The following is a 21,663-nucleotide window of genomic DNA, read 5'->3' as shown; positions in this document are numbered from 1 at the left end:
ACAACCGGGCTGATACCATATTGCCCTATTGACTCTTTGCTGCGCCCCAACGGGCAGCGCCCCCGAATACCTGCGGAAACATTCATGGCAATTTCAATCAAAACTGCTGAAGACATTCAGAAAATGCGCGTTGCCGGCCGCCTGGCCGCGGAAGTGCTGGAGATCATCGAGCCACACGTCAAACCGGGTGTGACCACCGGCGAGCTGGACCGTATCTGCCACGCGCACATCACCGAACAGCAGCAGGCGGTCTCCGCCTGCCTGAACTACCACGGCTTCCCGAAGTCGGTTTGCATCTCCATTAATGAGGTGGTGTGCCACGGCATCCCGAGCGATGACAAGGTGCTGAAGGATGGCGACATCGTCAACATCGACGTCACGGTGATCAAAGATGGCTTCCACGGTGACACCTCCAAGATGTTCATCGTCGGCAAGCCCACCATCCTTGGCGAGCGCCTCTGCCGCATTACCCAGGAGAGCCTCTACCTGGCGATCAAGATGGTGCGCCCCGGCATCCGCCTGCGTACCCTCGGCAAGGCGATCCAGCAGTTCGTCGAAGCGGAGAACTTCTCCGTGGTACGCGAGTACTGTGGCCACGGCATCGGCGAGGGCTTCCACGAGGAGCCGCAGGTGCTGCACTATGACACCGATGACGGCGGCGTGGTGCTGCAACCGGGCATGGCCTTCACCATCGAACCGATGGTCAACGCCGGTGACTACCGCATCCGCACCATGAAAGATGGCTGGACGGTAAAAACCAAGGATCGCAGCTTGTCGGCCCAGTATGAGCATACTATTGTGGTGACAGAGAACGGCTGTGAAATAATGACCCTGCGCAAGGACGACACCTTGCCTGCGGTGATTACGCACGAACAGTAAAAAAGAACAAGCCGGCGCACGCCGGCTTTTTAATGGGCGGCGCTTATGTCTACTTTCCTCGAACAAGAAATCCCGGTGGTGCCTGAGCATCTGCTGCCTGAGCAGCCGCCCTCCCCCAGCACGCTCCAGGATGAGCAACTGACCCGTGCCATCCTGAAGCAGCAGCTGGAGACCTTCCAGCAGTGGCTGGCCGATGCCTTCAACGCTGGCGGCAGCGCCGAGACGCTGGTGGCGGCGCGCAGCCGCTACATCGATCGCCTGCTGCGTCGGCTGTGGCGCTTCTACGGCTTTGAGCAGATCCCAGAGACCGCGCTGGTGGCGGTGGGCGGCTATGGCCGGGGCGAGTTGCACCCGCTTTCGGACATCGACGTGCTGATCCTGAGCCAGAAACGCCTGAGCGACGAGCAGGCGCAGCGCGGCGGCGAACTGATCACCCTGTTGTGGGATCTGAAGCTGGAGGTGGGCCACAGCGTGCGCACGCTCGAGGAGTGCCTGTTGGAGGGACTGGCGGATCTGACGGTCGCCACCAACCTGATTGAGTCACGCATGATCTGCGGCGACGTGGCGCTGTTCCTCTCGATGCAGAAGCACATCTTCAGCGAGGGCTTCTGGCCGTCGCCGGACTTCTTTCAGGCCAAGATCCAGGAGCAGCACGACCGCCACCTGCGCTACCACGGCACCAGCTACAACCTGGAGCCGGACATCAAAAGCAGCCCCGGCGGCCTGCGTGACATCCACACCCTGCTGTGGGTGGCGCGCCGCCACTTTGGTGCCACCTCGCTGGATGAGATGGTGGGCTTCGGCTTCCTCACCAAGGCGGAGCGCAACGAGCTAAATGAGTGCCAGAGCTTCCTCTGGCGCATCCGCTTCGCCCTGCATCTGGTGCTGCCGCGCTATGACAACCGGCTGCTGTTTGACCGCCAGCTCAACGTCGCCCAGCTGTTGCAGTACCAAGGCGAGGGTAATGAGCCGGTGGAGCGGATGATGAAAGATTTCTACCGCGTAACGCGCCGCGTCGGCGAGCTGAACCACATGCTGCTGCAACTGTTTGATGAGGCGATCCTTGCCATCGGTGCCCATGAGAAGCCGCGCCCGTTGGATGAGGAGTTCCAGCTGCGCGGCAACCTGATTGACCTGCGCGACGAGACGCTGTTTGAGCGCAAGCCTGAAGCCATCGTGCGGATGTTCTACCTGATGGTGCGCAACCGCGACATCGAGGGCATCTACTCCACCACGCTGCGCCAGTTGCGCCACGCCCGCCGCCACCTCGCCGCGCCGCTCTGCACCATTCCGGCGGCGCGCGACCTGTTCATGGCGATCCTGCGCCACCCCGGCGCGGTGTCGCGGGCGTTGGTGCCAATGCACCGCCACAGTGTGCTGCTGGCCTATATGCCGCAGTGGAGCAACATCGTCGGCCAGATGCAGTTCGACCTGTTCCATGCCTACACGGTGGATGAACACACCATCCGGGTGCTGCAAAAGCTGGAGAGCTTCGCCGATGAGGAGACGCGCCCGCGCCATCCGCTGTGCGTCGAGATCTACCCGCGCCTGCCGCACCCGGAGCTGCTGCTAGTGGCGGCGCTATTCCATGACATCGCCAAGGGGCGCGGCGGCGACCACTCGATCCTCGGCGCACAGGATGTGCTGGAGTTCGCCAGCCTGCATGGCCTCAACTCGCGCGAGAGCCAGCTGGTGGCCTGGCTGGTGCGCTGCCACCTGCTGATGTCCGTGACCGCCCAGCGGCGCGACATCCAGGATCCGACGGTGATCCAGCAATTCTCCGCCGAGGTGCAGAGTGAAACCCGGCTGCGCTACCTCATCAGCCTGACCGTGGCCGACATCTGCGCCACCAATGAGACCCTCTGGAACAGCTGGAAACAGAGCCTGTTGCGCGAACTCTACTTCGCCACCGAGAAGCAGTTGCGCCGCGGGATGCAGAACAGCCCTGACCTGCGCGAGCGGGTGCGCCACCACCGCCTGCAAGCGCTGGCGCTGCTGCGCATGGACAACATTGATGAGGAGGCGCTGCACCATCTCTGGAGCCGCTGCCGCGCCGACTACTTCCTGCGCCACTCGCCCAACCAGCTGGCGTGGCACGCCCGCCACCTGCTGGATCACGACGCCAGCCAGCCGTTGGTGTTGGTGAGCCGTCAGGCCACGCGCGGCGGCACGGAAATCTTCATCTGGGCGCCCGACCGCCCCTACCTGTTCGCCACGGTGGCTGGCGAGCTGGATCGCCGCAACCTGAGCATCCATGACGCGCAGATCTTCACCAACCGCGACGGCATGGCGATGGACACCTTTATTGTGCTGGAGCCGGACGGCAGCCCGCTGGCAGCGGATCGCCACGAGGCGATCCGTCAGGCGCTGGCGCAGGCCACCACCCAGGAGTACCAGCCGCCGCGCGCGCGCCGCCCCTCCTCGAAGCTGCGCCACTTCAGCGTGCCGACCAACGTCAACTTCCTGCCGACCCACACCGATCGCCGCAGTTATTTGGAGCTGGTGGCCCTCGACCAGCCCGGCCTGCTGGCGCGGGTGGGCGAGGTCTTCTCCGATCTGGGGCTGTCGCTGCATGGCGCGCGCATCACCACCATCGGCGAGCGGGTGGAGGATCTCTTCATCCTGGCGGATGGCGATCGGCGCGCGCTGAACCGCGAGACGCGGCGAAAGCTGGAACAACGATTGACAGAAGCACTCAATCCGAACGATAAAGTGTGATAAAAGTAGTTTTTCTCTAAATGACAAATCAGGACAGACATCAGGATGCAGCAATTACAAACCGTTATTGAAAACGCCTTCGAGCGCCGCGCAGAGATCACCCCGGCGAACGTAGACACCGTAACGCGCGAAGCGATTAACCAGGTTATCGGTCTGCTGGACAGCGGCGCGCTGCGCGTCGCCGAGAAGGTCGATGGCCAGTGGGTAACGCATCAGTGGCTGAAAAAGGCCGTGCTGCTCTCCTTCCGCATCAACGACAACCAGGTTATCGATGGCGCGGAAACCCGTTACTACGACAAAGTGCCGATGAAATTTGCTGGCTACGACGAAGCGCGCTTCCAGAAAGAGGGCTTCCGTGTGGTGCCGCCTGCCGCTGTGCGTCAGGGTGCGTTCATCGCCCGCAACACTGTGCTGATGCCCTCCTACGTCAATATCGGCGCCTATGTCGATGAAGGCACCATGGTTGACACCTGGGCCACCGTTGGCTCCTGTGCGCAGATCGGCAAAAACGTCCACCTCTCCGGCGGCGTCGGCATCGGTGGCGTACTGGAGCCGCTGCAGGCCAACCCGACCATCATCGAAGACAACTGCTTCATCGGCGCGCGCTCTGAAGTGGTCGAGGGTGTGATCGTGGAAGAGGGTTCCGTGATCTCCATGGGCGTCTACATTGGCCAGAGCACCAAGATCTATGACCGCGAAACCGGCGAAGTGCACTACGGCCGCGTACCGGCTGGCTCGGTAGTGGTTTCCGGCAACCTGCCGTCCAAAGATGGCAGCTACAGCCTCTACTGCGCAGTGATCGTGAAGAAAGTGGATGCCAAAACCCGTGGCAAAGTCGGCATCAACGAGCTGCTGCGCTCCATCGACTGATCCCTGTCTGACAATGACACGTAGCGGGCCTCTGGCCCGCTATTTTTTTGCCTCTCTGTAAGCGGCCTTGTCTGGCGTCACACCCCGGTTCATCTATTCACGCCATAATAGGGGGTGGAAAATAACCAAAAGGTGCCGCTATGTATGACAACCTGAAAGGCCTGGGGATTGCCAACCCGGATGACATTGATCGTTACAGCCTGCGCCAGGAGGCCAACAACGATATTCTCAAAATCTACTTCAGAAAGGATAAGGGGGAGTTTTTCGCCAAAAGCGTGAAGTTCAAATATCCACGCCAGCGGAAAACCGTGGTGGCTGACAACACGACGCAGGGCTTCCGGGATATCCATGAGATCAACCCAAACCTACGCTATGTGATTGATGAGCTTGACCAGATCTGCCAGCGCGATCAGGAGGAAGTTGACCTGAAGCACAAAATCCTCGATGACCTGCGCCATTTGGAGTCAGTGGTCGCCAACAAGATCAGTGAGATTGAGGCCGATCTGGAGAAGCTGACCAAAAACGGCCGCTAGGGGCACAGGCCAGCAGAGAGAGACGTAAAAAAAGAGTGGCACCTGGCCACTCTTTTTTTATTTGAGCAGTGTGCCCCACTGCTGCACCCAGGGGCCGCTCACGACTTCCGGCTCCGGCTGCTCCATGGCGTCAATCTCCAGACGCTCACCGAGCCGCGCCGCACCCTGCTCCTGCAACAGCGCATCGAAGGAGCGCCCCGCGCCGCAGAAGTGGTCATAGCTGCTGTCGCCCAGCGCGATGATGCCGTAACGCAACTCTGGCTGGTAGCCCAGCTGCTCACGGATCGCCTCATACAGCGGCACGATGGAGTCCGGCAGGTTGCCCTGCCCGGTGGTCGAGGTGACAACCAGCGCATAGTGGGAGCGGTAGCACTGCCACGCCTCCAGCGTCCCCTCCTCAAACAGCGTCACCTGATGACCCTGCTTGGTAAGGATGGCTTCCGCATCTTCCGCCACCAGCAACGCATTGCCGTAGACGGTCCCAACAAAAATACCCACCTGAGCCATGGTGACTCCTCCCCTCTGGGTGATTGAGATCAGCCGTTATCCTGACCCGACTCGTCGGGAAACTCAACCCTTTCCAACGCGGGCAGTTTTCCCTGCCAGCCGAAGGCGTGGGTCAGCCGCTGCCAGCGAGCATCCCAGCGGGCGGTGATCGCCAGTGGCGCGCCGGTCACCGGGTGCGCCAGCGTCATATGGCTGGCGTGCAGCATCAGGCCGGGACAGTCGAAGTGGCTGGCGATGCCCCGGTTCTGGCGCAAGTCACCGTGGGTGGTGTCGCCGACAATCGGGTGGCGCAAATGGGCCATGTGGCGGCGCAACTGGTGCTTGCGGCCGGTTTCCGGCGTCAGTTCCAGCAGGCTGTAGCGTGAGGTCGGGTAGCGGCCAATCGCCAGCGGCACCTCTGCCTGTGCCAGCGCGCGGTAGTGGCTGACCGCCGGCTGCGGGGCCTTGTCCGGCTGGCTGAACTTGTCGGCGATCTTGTCCAGCTCCTCGGTCAGCGCATAGTCAATGGTGCCATCTTCCAGCACATAACCGCGCACTATCGCGTGGTAGGTTTTGCCTACCTGCCGCTGCTCAAACTGTTGCGAGAGCAGGCGGCCCACCTCGCTCGACAGCCCCATCAGCAACACGCCAGAGGTGGGCCGGTCAAGGCGATGGACGGTAAACACATGCTGGCCAATCTGGTCGCGCAGGGTCTGCATCACAAATTGCGTCTCATGGCGGTCGAGCCAGCTACGGTGCACCAGCCAGCCGGCGGGCTTGTTGACCGCCACCAGATGTTCATCTTGGTAAAGGATTTCCAGCATCTTAGGCGTCTTGGTTCAGCAGGTCGTCAAGGCGCTGCAACGCCGCCAGCAGGGCCGGGGCCGGTGTGCCCGCCTGGGTGAAGGCCACCTCAAAATAGGGGGTCAGGGCAAAGCGGGTGGGGAACGTGGCACGCTGCGCCAGCAGGGCCTGCATACGTGGCAGAAATACCCACTGCAACCACTGCTCGGCGTCCATGGTATCCACGCTGAAAGGCTCCGTGCTCTCAAAGGCTGCCGGGGCCGGCGGTGCCGCCTGCCACAGGGCCGCTGCCTTCATCGCCTCTTCAATTTCCAGCAGACAGTGCTGGACTTGGGTCTCTTTACTCATCATCAACTCTCAACTTGCTTCTCAAACCGTTGGCCGGCAGAGCATAGCACCAAACCTGTTCAGCGACGGGCATAAAAAAAGGGGGTACTGTATAAACAGTACCCCCGGTTCGTTTTGCAGCGATCCCGCTACCTGTGTGCTCCCTGCTCGATCCTTGAAAACTTTTCCCGCGGTTATCCTAACCCAGCCATCCCTTGCGGCCGTCCCTCTTTCATCCTGACGCGTCATCCTGCACCCTGCCGGTGCGTATCCTTTAGTCATCCTGACCCACTTGTCGGCTCCGTGGACAAGCTCTCTTTCTCCGTCCTGGAGGTGTCCCTTACCTCATCCTTGAAGTCTCCTGGCCTCATCCTGACGCCTCCTGCCTCCATCCTGGACGCTCTCCTTTTTTTGAAACGGGGATCATCCTGATTACCCTGTTTCACCAGTATTTCCCTCTGGTGCTAATACATTCGCTTATTTGACCTTTCCCCGCAAGCCAGTGTAAGTCCTTATCGTTACACGTTCTTGTAATAAGCTTAGAACAAACTTACTTAACTAATTGAAAAGGAAAACTTTTCAAATTACAGCCAAATAATTACACGCGAAATTAAAAGCAATGTCTCACACTCTTTGTAAGAGATATCTCACAAATAAATTGGCAATAAACGCTACGATAGAACCGGTTCCAATTGGGTCAGGAAGGCGTCCAGGGTCGGGGCGAGCACCGTACGCTTGGCGGTGCCAAATTGTTCAAGTACTACGTTGCCACTGACATTGCAGAGCGACACCATGGTCATTTCTGAATCAGTGGTGGCGATGAACAGCGTCGGCGAGAGTTTCAGGCGCTTTTGCGTCACCAAATGGCCAATCAGATTCTCCTGCAGGCGGGTAAAATCCTCTTCACTCCATACTTGTAGCAGCGTCAACGCCTGTCCGTCAAAATTGGCACCCATATCACCGGCATATTGGCTGGTATAGAAGGGATGAATCTCCTCGCGCAGGCGGATCTCCAGCGCGCGCTCCACCGCCACCAGCGTTGCCGCCGGGGTAAAGGGCTGCGCTTGCCAGAAAACCTCGCTGTCGCTGCTGCGTACGATGCAGGGCGAAGGCACACCCAACAGTGCCTCACTGGCAGGAGGTAAACCGGTTTCATTGCGCCATAATGCCTCATAGCGCTGGGTAAAGGCGGCCAGCGCCTGTGCGGTCTCTGTCATATTTCTCTCATCTCCTGGACGGGGGTACGGTAAACTATCGGCATTGTAACTCTCTCAACGTAAGGTGACAGCATGTCTTCTTATCAGGAGCATCAGGCTCTGCAACAACTGACGCTGGGGAAACCCACCGCCTACCAGGATCACTATGACGCTGCCCTGCTCCAGGCCGTGCCGCGCAGCATGAACCGCGAACCGCTGGGACTTTACCCGGACAACCTGCCGTTCCACGGCGCGGACATCTGGACGCTCTACGAACTCTCCTGGCTGAACGCCAATGGCCTGCCGCAGGTGGCGGTCGGTGAGGTGCGGCTGGATGCCAGCAGCCAGAATCTGGTGGAGTCAAAAAGCTTCAAGCTCTACCTCAACAGCTTTAACCAGACCCACTTTGCCAGTTGGGAAGAGGTGCAGGCCACCCTGCAACGCGATCTCTCCCGTTGCGCCGACGGTGAGGTGACGGTCGAGCTGTTCCGCCTTAGCGAGGTGGAGGGGCAGCCCATCAGCCGCTTCCACGGCGAGTGCATTGATGAGCAGGATATCCGCATCGACAGCTATGAGTTCAGCACTGATTTCCTTGAGCAGGCCCGCGGTGGCGCGCCGGTAGAGGAGACGCTGGTCAGCCATGTGTTGAAATCCAACTGCCTGATCACCCACCAGCCAGACTGGGGTTCGGTGCAGATCCACTATCGCGGCAACCAGATCGATCGCGAGGCGCTGCTGCGCTATCTGGTCTCCTTCCGCCATCACAATGAGTTCCATGAGCAGTGCGTGGAACGTATCTTCAATGACCTGATGCGCTTCTTCCAGCCGGAGAAGCTGGCGGTCTATGCACGCTACACCCGTCGCGGCGGTCTGGACATCAACCCGTGGCGCGCCAACTTTGACTTTACGCCAGCCAACGGGCGTCTGGTTCGGCAGTAATTGGGAGGCGCTGCTCAACAAAGCGCCGAACATCACGCCACCATTGGTAAAACGCCGGGAGCGCCGTTAAGGTTAAGAAGGTTAAGAGAGATAACAACGGCATCACACAGGATGTAAGGAGCAATTTTGATTACACATATCAGCCCGCTCGGCTCTATGGATCTGTTGTCCCAACTTGAGGTCGACATGCTGAAACGGACCGCCAGCAGCGACCTCTACCGCCTTTTCCGTAACTGCTCCCTGGCCGTGCTCAACAGTGGCAGCCAGACCGATAACAGCAAACAGTTGCTGGATCGCTACCAATCCTTTGACATCAACGTGCTGCGCCGTGAGCGCGGCGTGAAGCTGGAGCTGGTCAACCCGCCTGAAGAGGCGTTTGTCGATGGGCGGATCATCCGCTCGCTCCAGGCCAACCTGTTCGCAGTGCTGCGCGACATCCTGTTCGTCAACGGGCAGCTGGCCAATGCCGGGCGCTTCCAGCACCTCGACCCGGAGAACCCGGCGCACATCACCAACATCGTCTTCTCCATCCTGCGCAACGCCCGGGCGCTGCACCTGGATGAAGACCCGAATCTGGTGGTCTGCTGGGGCGGCCACTCCATCAATGAGACGGAGTACCTCTACGCGCGCCGCGTCGGCAGCGAGCTGGGGCTGCGTGAGCTCAATATCTGCACCGGCTGCGGGCCGGGCGCGATGGAGGCACCGATGAAGGGCGCGGCGGTCGGCCATGCGCAACAGCGCTATAAATTGGGCCGCTTCATCGGCATGACTGAACCGTCGATCATTGCCGCCGAGCCGCCGAACCCGCTGGTCAATGAGCTGATCATCATGCCGGACATTGAGAAGCGGCTGGAGGCCTTCGTGCGCCTTGCCCACGGCATCATCATCTTCCCCGGCGGCGTCGGCACCGCCGAGGAGCTGCTCTACCTGCTGGGCATCCTGATGGATCCTGCCAACCACGATCAGGTACTGCCGCTGATCCTCACCGGGCCAAAGGAGAGCGCTGATTACTTCCGCGTACTGGATGAATTTATCTTCAATACGTTGGGTGAGGCGGCGCGCCGCCACTACACCATCATCATTGACGATCCAGCGGAAGTGGCGCGCCAAATGAAGCGGGCGATGCCGTTGGTGAAAGAGAACCGCCGCAACAGCGGCGACGCCTACAGCTTTAACTGGTCAATCCACATTGAGTCGGCGCTGCAACTGCCGTTCCTGCCGACCCATGAGAACATGGCGGCCCTCAACCTCTTCCCTGACCAGCCGCCCGAGGCGCTGGCGGCCGCACTGCGCCGCGCCTTCTCCGGCATTGTCGCTGGCAACGTGAAGGAGTTCGGCATCCATGCGATTGAGGCTTTTGGCCCCTACAAGCTGCATGGCGATCCGCAACTGATGAAGCAGATGGACAGCCTGTTACAGGGCTTTGTCGCCCAGCACCGGATGAAGCTGCCCGGCAGCGCCTACATCCCCTGCTACGAAATCTGCGCCTGACGCACACTCTGGCGCCGCCATGCGGCGCCCCTTTTCTCACCCGTGGCCCTGCCCGCGGGCGAATGTTCAACCAGGTCTGCCCACCATGATCCACCTTTTGATTGTCGATGCCCTGAACCTGATCCGGCGCATCCATGCCGTACAAGGCTCCCCCTGTCAGGAAGCCTGCCTGCACGCCCTGCACCAGCTGCGCCAGCACGCCAGCCCCACCCACGCCGTGGCGGTATTTGATGAGGATGACCGCGCCGACAGCTGGCGGCACCGCAGCCTGCCTGCCTACAAGGCGGGGCGCACGCCGATGCCAGAGACGCTGCAACAGGAGCTGCCGCAACTGCGGGCGGCCTTTGAGGCGGCGGGCGTCGCCTGCTGGCAGTCGCCGGGCCATGAGGCGGATGACATCGCCGCCACGCTGGCGGCCAGGGTCTCTGCCGCTGGCCACCAGGTGACCATCGTCTCCACCGACAAGGGCTACTGCCAACTGCTGGCTCCGCAGGTACAGATTCGGGATTACTTCCAGAAGCGCTGGCTCGACTTGCCCTTCGTGATGCAGGAGTTTGGCGTGGCACCGGCGCAATTGCCGGATTTCTGGGGGCTGGCAGGTATCGGCAGCAGCAAGATCCCCGGCGTCAGCGGCGTTGGGCCGAAAACTGCCGTCACCCTGTTGCAGCAAGCGGGCTCGTTGGAGGGGCTGTATGAGAATCTGGCGGCGGTGCCGGAGAAGTGGCGCAAGAAGCTGGAGCAGCACCGTGAGGCAGCGTTCATCAGCAAGCAGGTGGCGACGCTGCGCACGGACGTCACGCTGCATGGCAATCTGCAACAGCTCAGGTTGCCAGCCTAAAAAAAACGGCGCACAGGGTGCGCCGTTCAGGGATTACCGCTCGTCGCGGCGACCCGGCACCGCAGACCACATACGGCGCACGTGCACCGTCACCTCTTCGCGGTCGTGGTAGAGCTGCTTGGCGTGGATCTCGGAGTTGATGCCCTGCTCATCCAGCCGAGCCTTGATCAGTTGCAGGTTCTGGCTCACCTCTTCGTAGCGCTTTTTCATCGGCAGCTTCAGGTTGAAGATCGCCTCACGGCACCAGCCATTCACCAACCAGTCAGACATCAGCTGCGCCACGCGCGCTGGCTTCTCCACCATGTCGCACACCAGCCAGTAGATGTTGCTGCGCGTCGGCTCAAAGCGGAAGCCATCGGCCTTATGGTGCGTCACCTGGCCGGTATCCATCAGGCTTGGGGCCATCGGGCCGTTGTCCACCGCGTGCACCATCATGCTGCGCTTCACCAGTTGGTAAGTCCAGCCGCCGGGGCAGGCGCCCAGATCCACCGCATGCATACCACTCGCCAGACGCTCGTCCCACTCATCCGCCGGGATAAAGACGTGGAACGCCTCCTCCAGCTTCAGGGTGGAGCGGCTTGGCGCATCGGCCGGGAACTTCAGGCGCGGAATGCCCATGTAGAACGGCGAGTTGTTGTTGCTGTAGGAGTAGCCGACGTAGCAGCAACCGGCAGCGATGAAGAACACGTGCGCCACCGGGCGGTGCGGGTTCTCGCGCTGCGCCATCACCTTCTGCGCGCGCATCCCGGCGCGCAGCGGCACCGTCAGCTTGCGGCAGAACTTGGTCAGCTCTTTGCCTTCGTTGGTGTCTGGCACCTCGACGCGCAGGTCGCCCGCGCCCTCAATCACCCCCACCAGCATCCCGACAATCGGCGACACCCGGTCATCCACCGGCAGGTCTTTCAGCAGCTCGCCGACCACCAGCATCTGGCGGGCGAAGATCAGCTCGCGGAACGGCAGGTTACGCGCCAGCTTATCGGCGTCATCCACCTGGTAGCACTCAAACAGCACGTAGCCGCTGTTCTCTTTCACACGCGCAAAGCCAAACACCTCAAGGGTGGCCGCTTTCTCGGTGATCTCCGCCGCGCACTCTTTTTCAAAGCCCGGACGGCAATATAACGCTAATTTATTCATGGCGTTCTGCCCTTTTCTTAAGACGCAACGCGCCAATCAACATCAATACCCAGCCCGCCAGGAAACAGAATCCCCCGACCGGCGTGACGAAAACCCACAGGCGCAGCTGTGACAGCGCCAGACAGTAGAGGCTGCCGCTGAACAGCACCGTGCCCAGCGCCAGCAGTGCGCCGCTCCAGTAGAACCAGAGGCAGGTGCGGCGCTGCATCGCCACACCCAGCGCCATCACTGCCAGGGTGTGGATACCCTGATAATTCAGGCCGGTCTGGATCCAGGCCATCTCCTTGGCACCCAGCGACCCACTCAAAACATGGGCACCAAACGCGCCCAACGCGACAAACACAAAGCCGCTGATGGCGGCGAAAATCAACATGAAACGGCTGCTCATGGTATGGCCCATCGCTGTGAAACTGTCGATAAAAGAGGATAAAAGCCCGCGCGCGGCGCGTGCTTAATGCTCATAACGAAAACGGAATTTTTCCTGTTCACTGGCGGCGCGCGCCAGGATCCACTGTCGGAAGGCCGCTATTTTACCGAGTTCTGCCTGACTGTCATGGCAAACCAGATAAAAAGCGTTTTTACTTACCAGCACGTCATTGAAGGGGCAGATCAACCGGCCCGCCTCAATCTCCATCTGTGCCATCACATTGTTCACCAGCGCCACCCCCTGCCCATGCACCGCCGCCTGTACCACCATTGCACTGTGGCTGAAGATCGGCCCCTGCTGCACATTGATGTGCTGCAAGCCAAGCTGGCGGGTGTAGGCCAGCCAGTCGCGGCGCGACGAGTCATGCAGCAGGGTGTGGTAAGCCAGGTCAGCGGGGGTTTTCAGCGGGTGCTCGCCACCGGTTATCAACGTGGGCGCGCAGGCTGGCAGCAGGTACTCGGCGTAGAGGCGCTCGGTGCGCAGCCCCGGCCAGTTGCCGCGGCCATAAAAAATGGCGACATCCACGTCATCCGCCAGCTTGTCCTCCTCGCGGTCAACCGCCTGGATGCGCACATCGATGCCAGGATAGGCGGAGTTGAAGCCTGAGAGGCGCGGCACCAGCCACTGGATAGCGAAGCTGGGCGGCAGGCTGACCGTCAGCGCCCCCTTGGCACTGCGCGCCTGCAATTTGCGCGTGGCGTCATTCAGCGCGGTGAAGATCTCCTTGATATCAAGGTAGTAGCTCTGCCCCTCTTCGGTCAGCAGCAGCGAGCGGTTACGCCGACGGAACAGCTTCAGGCCGAGGAAATCTTCCAGTGACTTGATTTGGTGGCTGACAGCGGCCTGGGTAACGAACAGCTCTTCTGCCGCCTTGGTAAAGCTCAGGTGGCGGGCGGCCGCATCAAACACCCTTAGGGCATTGAGTGGCGGTAGACGTTTGGACATGGTGACAGCTTATTGGTTAGTATGCGGTTGCAATAAAATAATCTTTAGTTACTTATTAGTTTTTTTTATCCGAGCCATTATAATTTGTCCGTTGAGGATGCGCCAGCAAATACCTATAGTGGCGGCACTTCCCGGGCCGGAACGAAAAGTTGAGGGGTATGAGGATACGCTGAGGCTTTTGGCTTGTGGTTGTGATGTTGTGTTTGCAAGTTGTCTGGCAATCCAGACACAGTAGCGCGAGCTACTCTTTTTCACTTCCTGTACATTTACCCTGTCTGTCAATAGTGATTTTATGCAGCACCGCCCTTTAGCGGTGCTTTTTTTTGCCCGTGGCGGAGCCGTGCCCCGCCAGGCAGGAAGCTTACTCCCCTTTCACCATCTCTTTGACATCGGAACGGTTAATCTGCTGCTGATTGCCGTAGGCATCGGTGTAGCTGATCATCCCGGTATCATCATCAACTTTCGGTTTGCCATCAGCAACGATGGTACGACCATCATTCGTATGCATGACATAGTTGCTGGAACAGGCAGCCAAAGTACACGTGAGCATTACCGCAGAAACCACTGCCGCTATCTTCTTCATCATGAACTCCTTGTAGAGGGTTATACTCTCGAAATCGTTGATGTTGTCAGGGGAAAATCTTTCCACCTGTCATAAATTAGCATAACAAAGTTCCGACGGTTTGCCAGAAAACCGCCGGGCGCCGCGGCGGTCTTGTGCCAGCGCGCCAAATCGGCGAGGATCGCCGCCAGTAACCAACAGAGTGAATGTCATGACCCCCTTTGATCCCGCCGGCTTCCGCCGCCACTTCCCGGCGTTGGCGCAGCCCGGCAGCTACCTCGACAGCGCGGCCACGGCGCTGAAACCTCAGGCGATGATTGACGCCACCACCGCCTTCTACCAGCAGGGCGGCGTGACGGTGCACCGCAGCCAGCACGCGCAGGCGCTGGCGCAGACCGCCCGCTATGAGTCGGCGCGCGCCCAGGTGGCGGCCCTGATCCACGCCCCGCAGCCGCAGGACATCGTCTGGACGCGCGGTGCCACCGAGGCGTTGAATCTGGTGGCGCAGGGCTATTTCCGCCCGCGCCTGCAACCGGGCGATGAGATTCTGGTCAGCCAGGCGGAGCACCACGCCAACCTGTTGCCCTGGCTGATGCTGGCCGAGCAGACTGGCGCGAAAGTGCTGCCGCTGCCGCTGAATGCGCAGCAGATCCCGGACGTGGACGCATTAGCTGAGCTATTGCGGCCACGCACACGATTGCTCGCCCTTGGGCAGATGTCGAACGTCACTGGCGGCTGCCCGGATCTGGCGCGCGCAGTGGCGCTGGCCCATGCCAACCAGACGCTGGTGGTGGTGGATGGCGCGCAGGGCGCGGTGCACTGCCCGCCGGATGTGCAGGCGCTGGACATCGACTTCTATGCCTTCTCCGCCCATAAGCTCTATGGGCCGACTGGCCTTGGCGTGCTGTATGGCAAAAGCGCGCTGCTGGCGGAGATGGATGCCTGGCAGGGCGGCGGCAAGATGATAAGTCAGGTGACCTTTGAGGATTACCGCCAGCAGCCCGCGCCGCACCGCTTTGAGGCTGGCACCCCCAATATCGCCGGGGTGATTGGCCTCTCCGCCACTCTTGGCTGGCTGGCGGAACAGGATATGGCGGCGGCGGAGCGCTACAGCTGCGAACTGGCGCGGGAGGCCGAGCGTCAGCTGGCGGAGCTGCCGCACTTTCGCAGCTTCCGCCGGTCGGACTCCAGCCTACTGGCGTTCGACTTCACCGATCTGCACCACAGCGATCTGGTCACGCTGCTGGCGGAACAGGGCATCGCGCTGCGCGCTGGCCAGCACTGCGCCCAGCCGCTGATGGCGCAACTGGGCGTCAGCGGCACGCTGCGCGCCTCCTTCGCCCCTTACAACACCCCGCAGGACGTGGAGGCGCTGGTGGCTGCCGTGCGTCAGGCTCGCGCCCTGCTGCTGGATTAACCTGACTGGAGTCAATTATGTTGCTCGCCCCCCACCCCTTCGGGACGGAGATCACCCTGGAGGCGCTGGTCGCCACCTTCACCGGATACAGCCAGTGGGAGGATCGCTATCGCCAGCTGATCCAGCTGGCACGGCGGCTGCCGCCGATGGATGAGGCGCTGAAAACGCCGGCGCGGGAGCTGTCCGGCTGTGAGAACCGCGTCTGGTTTGATTACCAGCGCAATGCGGATGGCACGCTGCACTTCTATGGCGACAGCGAGGGACGGATCGTCAAGGGGCTGCTGGCGGTGATCCTGACGGCAGTAGAGGGGCAGACGCCTGCTGCCCTGCGCCAGTGGGATCTGCTGGCGCTGTTTGACACCCTCGGCCTGCGCCAGCAGCTTAGCGCCACCCGCGCTGGCGGCTTGCAGGCGCTGGCGGATGCCGTGGCGCGCATCGCCGCCACCGAAGGCGGCTGATTAGCTGGCGGCGGCCAGCCGTTCGGCCTTCGCCACCATCTTCTTCAGCGCATGGGAAACCGCGACAAAGCCAAAGGTCGCGGTCACCATGGTGGCCGCGCCAAACCCGGCGGCGCAATCCATGCGCTTTGGCCCCTCGGCGGTGCTGCGCGAGGCGCAGACCGAGCCATCCGGCTGTGGGTAGACCAGCGGCTCGCTGGAGAATACGCAGTCGATCCCCAGCTTGCCCTTGCTGTTTTTCACCACGTTGAACTCCCCTTTCAGCCGCTCGCGCAGCTTGGCGGCCAGCGGATCCTGAATGGTTTTCGCCAGATCCGTCACCTCAATCCGCGTCGGGTCGATCTGCCCGCCCGCCCCGCCGGTGGTCACCACCGGGATCTTGAAGCGTCGGCAGTAGGCCAGCAGCGCCGCCTTTGGCCGCACGCTGTCGATGGCGTCAATCACGTAGCTAAAATCGCGGTTCAGCAGCTCGGCCACGTTGTCTGGCGTGATGAAGTCATCCACGCAGGTGACGCGGCACTCCGGGTTGATCGCGCGGATGCGCTCGGCCATCACCTCGGTTTTCGCCTGCCCGACGCTCTGTTTCAGGGCGTGGATCTGGCGGTTGGTGTTGGTGACGCAGACATCATCCATGTCAATCAGCGTAATGGCACCGATGCCGGTGCGCGCCAGTGCCTCGGCGGCCCAGGAGCCGACGCCGCCGATGCCGATGACGCAGACATGCGCCTGGGCAAATACCGCCAGCGCAGACTGGCCATAGAGCCGGGCGGTGCCGCCAAAACGTTGCAGATAAGCGTCAGAGTACGCAGGAGTTGTCACGGCTTTTACCTCAGATAACGGACCGGCGGGCGGTCATGCATAAATAAAAAAAGCGGCCCGCAGGCCGCTTGGTGCGAAGCCGGCAGGCAGTTATTGCTGGTTATTGACCAGGAAGCTCCCGCCCTGTGGGCTGGAGGTCTGCAAGCCGGGCTTGCCTTGGCTCTGGTAGGCGGTAAACAGCGGGCCGCCGCTCTGTTTGGATTTCAGCACCCAGACCCGGCCATAGTGGTTGTAGTAGCCCGCGGCGTGACCGGCGTCCGGCCCAATGCCTTGGTAGATGTCAAAGTGCTGGCCCTTGATGGCCCCGCCCACATCCAGCGCCACCATCAGCCGCATGTGGTATTTTCCGGTGAACTTGCCCTCGTTGTCCAGCTCTGGCACTTCGGCCAGCAGCGTGGTGCCAGCGGGGATCAGCGAGCGGTCAGAGGCCACCGACGCCTTGGCGATCAGCGGCACGGCGCTCGCGCCCTTCACCGGTGCGAACATCTCCGGCTTGAAGAAGACAAAGGAGGGGTTCTGCTCCAGCAGCTCGCGCACCTCGGCCTCGGAGTGGCTGTCGGCCCACTTGCGGATTGCCTGCATCGACATATCTTCGCGCGCCACCTCGCCGCGATCAATCAGCACCTTGCCAATGCTGCGATAGGCGTGGCCATTCTTACCGGCATAGCCGAAGAACATCAGCGGGCGGCCATCGCCATAATCCACGTAGCCGCTGCCCTGCACTTCCATCATGAAGTTGTCCATCAGCGAGTTGGTGTAGGCCACCACATAACGCTCATCCAGCGCGCCGGAGTAAATGGCGGCGCGATCCGGCAGGCGGCGCTTGCCCTTCGGCGGCATCCGGTAGAGCGGGTAACGGAACTCGCCCTGCGGCGTGTAGCGCGCCTGCACCACCGGCGTATAGTATCCGGTGAACTGCACGTTGCCGAAGTTATCCACCCCCTCCATCTGGTAGGCATTCAGGCCATACTGGCTCAGGGCGCGGGTGTCGGCGCCATCGCGGATCCACTGCTGCACATTCTGGTAGGTGGCGCTGTTGCGATCGAACAGGCCCGGCGAGGCGTAGCGGATCTCCAGCAACTGGTCAGAATAATCCTTCGCATTGACCGGTTTTCCCTTGGCATTTGGCTCATTCACCAGCTCCAACGGCTGCTTGAGATGCCCATCCTTATACTGCTGGCCGCGATCGGTGGGCTTGGATGAACAGCCAGCCAGCACGGCCACCACCAATCCACTGACGATATATTTGAACATTCCTCTCATTGCCTGCACTCTTTGCCGAATTTCCTTCTGCGCACGATAACAAACGGGCCTAAAGAAAGGAATTCTCCGCTCTAAAAAAAGGAAACGGGCCTTTCGAGCGAAAATCCACCCAATCCGGCCCAATTTGTTTAAAAAACCCCCGCCCGGCCAGTTATTTGTAAAAACCACTTGCAACAAATCTCATGCCGGGTATAGTGCGCTCCACATCGGACGCGGGGTGGAGCAGCCTGGTAGCTCGTCGGGCTCATAACCCGAAGGTCGTCGGTTCAAATCCGGCCCCCGCAACCAATCTGATGCACTGGCAAGCGCCAGCCATAAGATGGTACGATGTAAAAGTGAGAAGTAAGACGGACGCGGGGTGGAGCAGCCTGGTAGCTCGTCGGGCTCATAACCCGAAGGTCGTCGGTTCGAATCCGGCCCCCGCAACCACTTCAACGCTGTACCAGCAGTGATTGAAGGTAAAAATAGCAGTACCCTAAAGCAGTAAGACGGACGCGGGGTGGAGCAGCCTGGTAGCTCGTCGGGCTCATAACCCGAAGGTCGTCGGTTCGAATCCGGCCCCCGCAACCAACTTAAATGACACCCTTCCGGGTGTTTTTTTGTTTCTGGCCTCCGCCCATTTTTCCCCCTCCCCTTTTGCATATCGACGGGCCTCCCTGCCCATCGACGTCCGCTGACTATCCGCGCCGTGCCGCCAGCCCGCCCTTGGCAAAGTAGGCCTTAATGCCGGCCAAAATGGACTCCGCCACCTGTTGCTGGAAGCGGCTGGTTTTCAGCTTGCGCTCCTCCTGCACATTGCTGATAAAGGCCGTCTCCACCAGAATCGACGGAATGTCTGGTGCCTTCAGCACCGCAAAGCCCGCCTGATCGACCTTGCTCTTGTGCAGGTGGTTGACCTTGCCCATCCGCCCCAGCACCTCTTTGCCGAATTTCAGGCTGTCATTGATGGTGGCGGTCTGCACCAGATCAAACATGGTGTGATCGAGGTACTTGTCGCCGCTGCGGCTGACGCCGCCAATCTCATCGGACTCATTTTGCGTCTGCGCCAGATAGCGCGCCGCCGCGCTGGTCGCCCCCTTGGTGGAGAGCGCAAACACCGAGGAGCCGCGCGCCGCCCGGTTGGTAAAGGCATCGGCATGGATCGAGACGAACAGGTCGGCCCGCTGTTTGCGCGCTTTTGCCACCCTCACCCGCAGCGGGATGAACACATCCTCACTGCGCGTCATGTAGGCGCGCATATGCGGCTCGCGGTCAATCAGCCGTTTCAGCCGCCGCGCAATCAGCAGCACAATGTCCTTCTCACGCGTTTTGTACTTACCGATGGCCCCCGGATCCTCGCCGCCGTGGCCGGGATCGAGCATGATGATGATGGGCCGGTCATGCCCGGCATGGCCGCTCGCCTGGCTCTTCGCTGGCAGAGTGCGCTCCAGGTCGCCCTGATTGTAGTCCTGCAACAGCGACAGCAGCGGATCCGCCGCCTCCCCCCCGGCGGCATGGCCGTTGGCCGGATAGAGATCGACCACCAGCCGGTTTTTAAAGCTGGAGACCGGGCTGAGGGTAAACAGGCGCGGGCTGCTGTTGCGCTTCAACTCCAGCACCACGCGCACGGTATTGGGGTCGAACTGGCCGACGCGCGCCCGCTTCAGGTAGGGATCGTTGCTGCGCACCTGCTTGCCGATGCCCTCCAGCACGCTGTTGAGGTGGACGCCCTCAATGTCGATCACCACCCGCTCCGGGTGACTGAGGGCAAACTGCCGGTACTTGAGCGGCGTGTTGGACTCCAGTGTCACGCGGGTGTAAGTGGACGAGGGCCAGACCCGGACGGCGATAACATGCGATGCGGCAGCAAAACCGACCCGGCTGACACTCAACAACCAGGTCGCGGTGGCGGCCTGCATCAGGCGACGGCGCGCCAGATTGGTGGGTTGATCGGTCATGCGACTCCGGAAAAAGGTAAGGGCGATGAAAGCGCACCGCCAAAATAGGAAAAAGCCGCAAAAACTTTAACGAATCAGTCCCTTCCTGTCACCCCTTACGCCCCCCGGCGGGCAAAAAGAGCGTTACGCTTTGTGAATCCGCCATATTTTTTCCCCTCCCTGACCAATCCTGCGCCAATTCGCGCTTGCCATTTCCGCTGTAAAAGAATAAAAATACAAAAATTACGAATAAAAATTCAAAGAGGCGAGGCCGTGAAGGAACGTAGTACAGAGCTGGTTCAAGGATTCCGTCACTCAGTTCCCTATATCAATGCCCACCGGGGCAAGACCTTTGTGATAATGCTGGGCGGCGAAGCCATTGAGCATGAGAACTTTGCCAATATCGTCAATGACATCGGCCTGCTGCATAGTCTGGGGATCCGGCTGGTGGTGGTCTATGGCGCGCGGCCGCAGATTGACGCCAACCTGGCCCAGCACCAGTGCGAGCCGGTCTACCATAAGCATACGCGGGTAACCGACGCCAGAACCCTGGAGTGGGTGAAGCAGGCGGCCGGCCTGCTGCAACTGGACATCACCGCCCGCCTCTCCATGAGCCTGAACAACACCCCGTTGCAGGGCGCGCACATCAACGTGGTGAGCGGCAACTTCATCATCGCCCAGCCGCTGGGGGTAGATGATGGCGTGGATTACTGCCACAGCGGCCGTATCCGCCGCATTGATGAGGAGGCGATCCATCGCCAGCTCGACAGCGGCGCGATTGTGCTGCTGGGGCCGGTGGCGGTGTCAGTGACCGGGGAGAGCTTCAACCTCACCTCTGAAGAGGTGGCGACGCAGCTGGCGATTAAACTGAAGGCGGAGAAGATGATTGGCTTCTGCGCTGAGCAGGGCGTGACGGATGGCGAGGGCAACATCATCTCTGAACTGTTCCCGAATGATGCCCAACAGCGGATTGAGACGTTAGAGGGCAGCGGCGACTACCACTCCGACACCGTGCGTTTCCTGCGTGGGGCCGTGAAAGCCTGCCGCAGCGGCGTGCGCCGCAGCCACCTGATCAGCTATCAGGAGGATGGCGCGCTGGTGCAGGAGCTGTTCTCACGGGACGGCATCGGCACCCAGATCGTGATGGAGAGCGCCGAGCAGATCCGCCGCGCCACTATCAATGACATCGGCGGCATCCTCGAACTGATCCGCCCGCTGGAGCAGCAGGGCATTCTGGTGCGCCGCTCGCGTGAGCAGCTGGAGATGGAGATCGACAAGTTCACCATCATCGAGCGTGACAACCTGACCATCGCCTGCGCCGCGCTCTACCCCTTCCCACAAGAGAAGATTGGCGAGATGGCCTGCGTGGCGGTGCACCCGGAGTACCGTAGCTCCTCGCGTGGCGAGTTGCTATTGCAGCGCATCGCCAGTCAGGCGCGCCAGATGGGGCTGGAGAAGCTGTTTGTGCTGACCACCCGCAGCATCCACTGGTTCCAGGAGCGCGGCTTCCAGCCAGCGGAGGTGGACGTACTGCCCACCGAGAAACTGGCGCTCTACAACTACCAGCGGCGTTCCAAGATCCTGTTGGCCGACCTCTAATGCCACACCGGCGCCTCAGGCGCCGGTGTGCGTTTAAGCCAG

Annotated in this window: 21 protein-coding genes and 3 tRNA genes; 13 read left to right on the top strand and 11 right to left on the bottom strand. The window is 61.0% G+C overall.

All coding sequences use genetic code 11. The features are described from left to right. The first annotated feature begins 84 nt into the window (after window positions 1–84). From map to C1N62_RS03320, 4 genes are all read left to right on the top strand, one after another. Complete coding sequence (gene map, locus C1N62_RS03335) at window positions 85–879, top strand: type I methionyl aminopeptidase (protein ID WP_137762290.1); 795 nt, start codon at window positions 85–87, stop codon at window positions 877–879. A gap of 45 nt (window positions 880–924) precedes the next feature. Continuing rightward, entirely contained in the window at window positions 925–3,597 is a 2,673-nt protein-coding gene (gene glnD / locus C1N62_RS03330) for a bifunctional uridylyltransferase/uridylyl-removing protein GlnD (RefSeq protein ID WP_137762289.1), read from the top strand. 45 nt (window positions 3,598–3,642) lie between these two features. Then, window positions 3,643–4,467 carry a 2,3,4,5-tetrahydropyridine-2,6-dicarboxylate N-succinyltransferase gene (gene dapD, locus C1N62_RS03325; protein ID WP_137762288.1) on the top strand — a complete coding sequence of 275 codons (825 nt, stop codon included), beginning with the start codon at window positions 3,643–3,645 and terminating at the stop codon, window positions 4,465–4,467. A 140-nt stretch (window positions 4,468–4,607) separates the two neighbouring features. Further along, window positions 4,608–5,000: a DUF3461 family protein gene (locus C1N62_RS03320; protein ID WP_137762287.1), complete on the top strand. Its 393-nt coding sequence runs from the start codon at window positions 4,608–4,610 to the stop codon at window positions 4,998–5,000. Window positions 5,001–5,057: 57 nt separating this feature from the next. Here C1N62_RS03320 and C1N62_RS03315 read toward each other — a convergent pair whose 3' ends face one another. From C1N62_RS03315 to syd, 4 genes are all read right to left on the bottom strand, one after another. Then, on the bottom strand, window positions 5,058–5,507 hold the full coding sequence (locus tag C1N62_RS03315) for a flavodoxin (RefSeq protein ID WP_137762286.1): 450 nt from the start codon (window positions 5,505–5,507) through the stop codon (window positions 5,058–5,060). Between the two features lie 29 nt (window positions 5,508–5,536). Continuing rightward, window positions 5,537–6,310 carry a tRNA pseudouridine(65) synthase TruC gene (gene truC / locus C1N62_RS03310; protein ID WP_137762285.1) on the bottom strand — a complete coding sequence of 258 codons (774 nt, stop codon included), beginning with the start codon at window positions 6,308–6,310 and terminating at the stop codon, window positions 5,537–5,539. 1 nt (window position 6,311) lies between these two features. Beyond that, window positions 6,312–6,638: a YqcC family protein gene (locus C1N62_RS03305; protein ID WP_137764888.1), complete on the bottom strand. Its 327-nt coding sequence runs from the start codon at window positions 6,636–6,638 to the stop codon at window positions 6,312–6,314. Window positions 6,639–7,288: 650 nt separating this feature from the next. Beyond that, a complete protein-coding gene (gene syd, locus C1N62_RS03300) occupies window positions 7,289–7,834 on the bottom strand; it encodes a SecY-interacting protein (protein WP_137762284.1) in 546 nt (181 codons plus the stop codon). A 72-nt stretch (window positions 7,835–7,906) separates the two neighbouring features. Here syd and queF point away from each other — a divergent pair, with 72 nt between their 5' ends. The 3 genes from queF to xni all read left to right on the top strand — a co-directional run bounded on the left by queF (window position 7,907) and on the right by xni (window position 11,081). Next, window positions 7,907–8,752 (top strand): NADPH-dependent 7-cyano-7-deazaguanine reductase QueF, encoded by an 846-nt coding sequence (queF, locus tag C1N62_RS03295; protein WP_137762283.1) that lies wholly within the window; start codon window positions 7,907–7,909, stop codon window positions 8,750–8,752. A 126-nt stretch (window positions 8,753–8,878) separates the two neighbouring features. Then, window positions 8,879–10,243, top strand: a complete 1,365-nt coding sequence (ppnN, locus tag C1N62_RS03290) for a nucleotide 5'-monophosphate nucleosidase PpnN (RefSeq protein WP_137762282.1) — start codon at window positions 8,879–8,881, stop codon at window positions 10,241–10,243. An 85-nt stretch (window positions 10,244–10,328) separates the two neighbouring features. Further along, window positions 10,329–11,081, top strand: coding sequence for a flap endonuclease Xni (gene xni / locus C1N62_RS03285; protein WP_137762281.1), 753 nt, complete (start codon window positions 10,329–10,331; stop codon window positions 11,079–11,081). Window positions 11,082–11,114: 33 nt separating this feature from the next. Here the strand turns inward: xni and rlmM are convergent, their stop codons facing one another. The 4 genes from rlmM to C1N62_RS03260 form a co-directional block, all read right to left on the bottom strand. Continuing rightward, window positions 11,115–12,215: a 23S rRNA (cytidine(2498)-2'-O)-methyltransferase RlmM gene (gene rlmM, locus C1N62_RS03280; RefSeq protein WP_137762280.1), complete on the bottom strand. Its 1,101-nt coding sequence runs from the start codon at window positions 12,213–12,215 to the stop codon at window positions 11,115–11,117. Beyond that, on the bottom strand, window positions 12,208–12,603 hold the full coding sequence (locus C1N62_RS03275; RefSeq protein ID WP_137762279.1) for a DUF423 domain-containing protein: 396 nt from the start codon (window positions 12,601–12,603) through the stop codon (window positions 12,208–12,210). The genes rlmM and C1N62_RS03275 overlap by 8 nt, the downstream gene beginning before the upstream one ends. Window positions 12,604–12,666: 63 nt before the next feature. Beyond that, window positions 12,667–13,587 carry a transcriptional regulator GcvA gene (locus C1N62_RS03270; protein WP_137762278.1) on the bottom strand — a complete coding sequence of 307 codons (921 nt, stop codon included), beginning with the start codon at window positions 13,585–13,587 and terminating at the stop codon, window positions 12,667–12,669. A 361-nt stretch (window positions 13,588–13,948) separates the two neighbouring features. After that, window positions 13,949–14,170 carry a YgdI/YgdR family lipoprotein gene (locus C1N62_RS03260; RefSeq protein ID WP_137764887.1) on the bottom strand — a complete coding sequence of 74 codons (222 nt, stop codon included), beginning with the start codon at window positions 14,168–14,170 and terminating at the stop codon, window positions 13,949–13,951. Window positions 14,171–14,360: 190 nt separating this feature from the next. On the opposite strand from C1N62_RS03260, the gene csdA reads away from it, so the two are divergent. Beyond that, complete coding sequence (gene csdA, locus C1N62_RS03255) at window positions 14,361–15,566, top strand: cysteine desulfurase CsdA (protein WP_137762277.1); 1,206 nt, start codon at window positions 14,361–14,363, stop codon at window positions 15,564–15,566. A 20-nt stretch (window positions 15,567–15,586) separates the two neighbouring features. Next, a complete protein-coding gene (gene csdE / locus C1N62_RS03250; RefSeq protein ID WP_206057775.1) occupies window positions 15,587–16,024 on the top strand; it encodes a cysteine desulfurase sulfur acceptor subunit CsdE in 438 nt (145 codons plus the stop codon). Here csdE and tcdA read toward each other — a convergent pair whose 3' ends face one another. Both tcdA and mltA read right to left on the bottom strand, forming a co-directional pair. Further along, window positions 16,025–16,843, bottom strand: a complete 819-nt coding sequence (gene tcdA, locus C1N62_RS03245) for a tRNA cyclic N6-threonylcarbamoyladenosine(37) synthase TcdA (protein WP_137762275.1) — start codon at window positions 16,841–16,843, stop codon at window positions 16,025–16,027. 90 nt (window positions 16,844–16,933) lie between these two features. Beyond that, window positions 16,934–18,106: a murein transglycosylase A gene (gene mltA / locus C1N62_RS03240; RefSeq protein WP_137762274.1), complete on the bottom strand. Its 1,173-nt coding sequence runs from the start codon at window positions 18,104–18,106 to the stop codon at window positions 16,934–16,936. Between the two features lie 211 nt (window positions 18,107–18,317). On the opposite strand from mltA, the gene C1N62_RS03235 reads away from it, so the two are divergent. From C1N62_RS03235 to C1N62_RS03225, 3 genes are all read left to right on the top strand, one after another. After that, window positions 18,318–18,394, top strand: a tRNA-Met gene (locus C1N62_RS03235). A gap of 64 nt (window positions 18,395–18,458) precedes the next feature. Further along, window positions 18,459–18,535 (top strand) — tRNA-Met (locus tag C1N62_RS03230). 64 nt (window positions 18,536–18,599) lie between these two features. Continuing rightward, window positions 18,600–18,676, top strand: a tRNA-Met gene (locus C1N62_RS03225). Between the two features lie 107 nt (window positions 18,677–18,783). Here C1N62_RS03225 and amiC read toward each other — a convergent pair. Next, window positions 18,784–20,043: an N-acetylmuramoyl-L-alanine amidase AmiC gene (gene amiC, locus C1N62_RS03220; RefSeq protein WP_137762273.1), complete on the bottom strand. Its 1,260-nt coding sequence runs from the start codon at window positions 20,041–20,043 to the stop codon at window positions 18,784–18,786. 252 nt (window positions 20,044–20,295) lie between these two features. Between amiC and argA the strand changes: the two genes are divergently transcribed. After that, window positions 20,296–21,621, top strand: coding sequence for an amino-acid N-acetyltransferase (gene argA, locus C1N62_RS03215; RefSeq protein WP_137762272.1), 1,326 nt, complete (start codon window positions 20,296–20,298; stop codon window positions 21,619–21,621). The last annotated feature ends 42 nt before the right edge of the window (window positions 21,622–21,663 follow it).

This window comes from Nissabacter sp. SGAir0207, assembly GCF_005491205.1.
Taxonomy (GTDB): domain Bacteria; phylum Pseudomonadota; class Gammaproteobacteria; order Enterobacterales; family Enterobacteriaceae; genus Chimaeribacter.
Note: the sequence above shows the minus strand (reverse complement) of the source record. Positions and strands in the feature narration are given on the sequence as shown.

Excerpts from the sequence above, each read along its gene's own strand:
- map (WP_137762290.1), top strand. The coding sequence starts at position 85 with ATGGCAATTTCAATCAAAACTGCTGAAGACATTCAGAAAATGCGCGTT.
- glnD (WP_137762289.1), top strand. The coding sequence starts at position 925 with ATGTCTACTTTCCTCGAACAAGAAATCCCGGTGGTGCCTGAGCATCTG.
- dapD (WP_137762288.1), top strand. The coding sequence starts at position 3,643 with ATGCAGCAATTACAAACCGTTATTGAAAACGCCTTCGAGCGCCGCGCA.
- C1N62_RS03320 (WP_137762287.1), top strand. The coding sequence starts at position 4,608 with ATGTATGACAACCTGAAAGGCCTGGGGATTGCCAACCCGGATGACATT.
- C1N62_RS03315 (WP_137762286.1), bottom strand. The coding sequence starts at position 5,507 with ATGGCTCAGGTGGGTATTTTTGTTGGGACCGTCTACGGCAATGCGTTG.
- truC (WP_137762285.1), bottom strand. The coding sequence starts at position 6,310 with ATGCTGGAAATCCTTTACCAAGATGAACATCTGGTGGCGGTCAACAAG.
- C1N62_RS03305 (WP_137764888.1), bottom strand. The coding sequence starts at position 6,638 with ATGAGTAAAGAGACCCAAGTCCAGCACTGTCTGCTGGAAATTGAAGAG.
- syd (WP_137762284.1), bottom strand. The coding sequence starts at position 7,834 with ATGACAGAGACCGCACAGGCGCTGGCCGCCTTTACCCAGCGCTATGAG.
- queF (WP_137762283.1), top strand. The coding sequence starts at position 7,907 with ATGTCTTCTTATCAGGAGCATCAGGCTCTGCAACAACTGACGCTGGGG.
- xni (WP_137762281.1), top strand. The coding sequence starts at position 10,329 with ATGATCCACCTTTTGATTGTCGATGCCCTGAACCTGATCCGGCGCATC.
- rlmM (WP_137762280.1), bottom strand. The coding sequence starts at position 12,215 with ATGAATAAATTAGCGTTATATTGCCGTCCGGGCTTTGAAAAAGAGTGC.
- C1N62_RS03275 (WP_137762279.1), bottom strand. The coding sequence starts at position 12,603 with ATGAGCAGCCGTTTCATGTTGATTTTCGCCGCCATCAGCGGCTTTGTG.
- C1N62_RS03270 (WP_137762278.1), bottom strand. The coding sequence starts at position 13,587 with ATGTCCAAACGTCTACCGCCACTCAATGCCCTAAGGGTGTTTGATGCG.
- C1N62_RS03260 (WP_137764887.1), bottom strand. The coding sequence starts at position 14,170 with ATGAAGAAGATAGCGGCAGTGGTTTCTGCGGTAATGCTCACGTGTACT.
- csdA (WP_137762277.1), top strand. The coding sequence starts at position 14,361 with ATGACCCCCTTTGATCCCGCCGGCTTCCGCCGCCACTTCCCGGCGTTG.
- mltA (WP_137762274.1), bottom strand. The coding sequence starts at position 18,106 with ATGAGAGGAATGTTCAAATATATCGTCAGTGGATTGGTGGTGGCCGTG.
- amiC (WP_137762273.1), bottom strand. The coding sequence starts at position 20,043 with ATGACCGATCAACCCACCAATCTGGCGCGCCGTCGCCTGATGCAGGCC.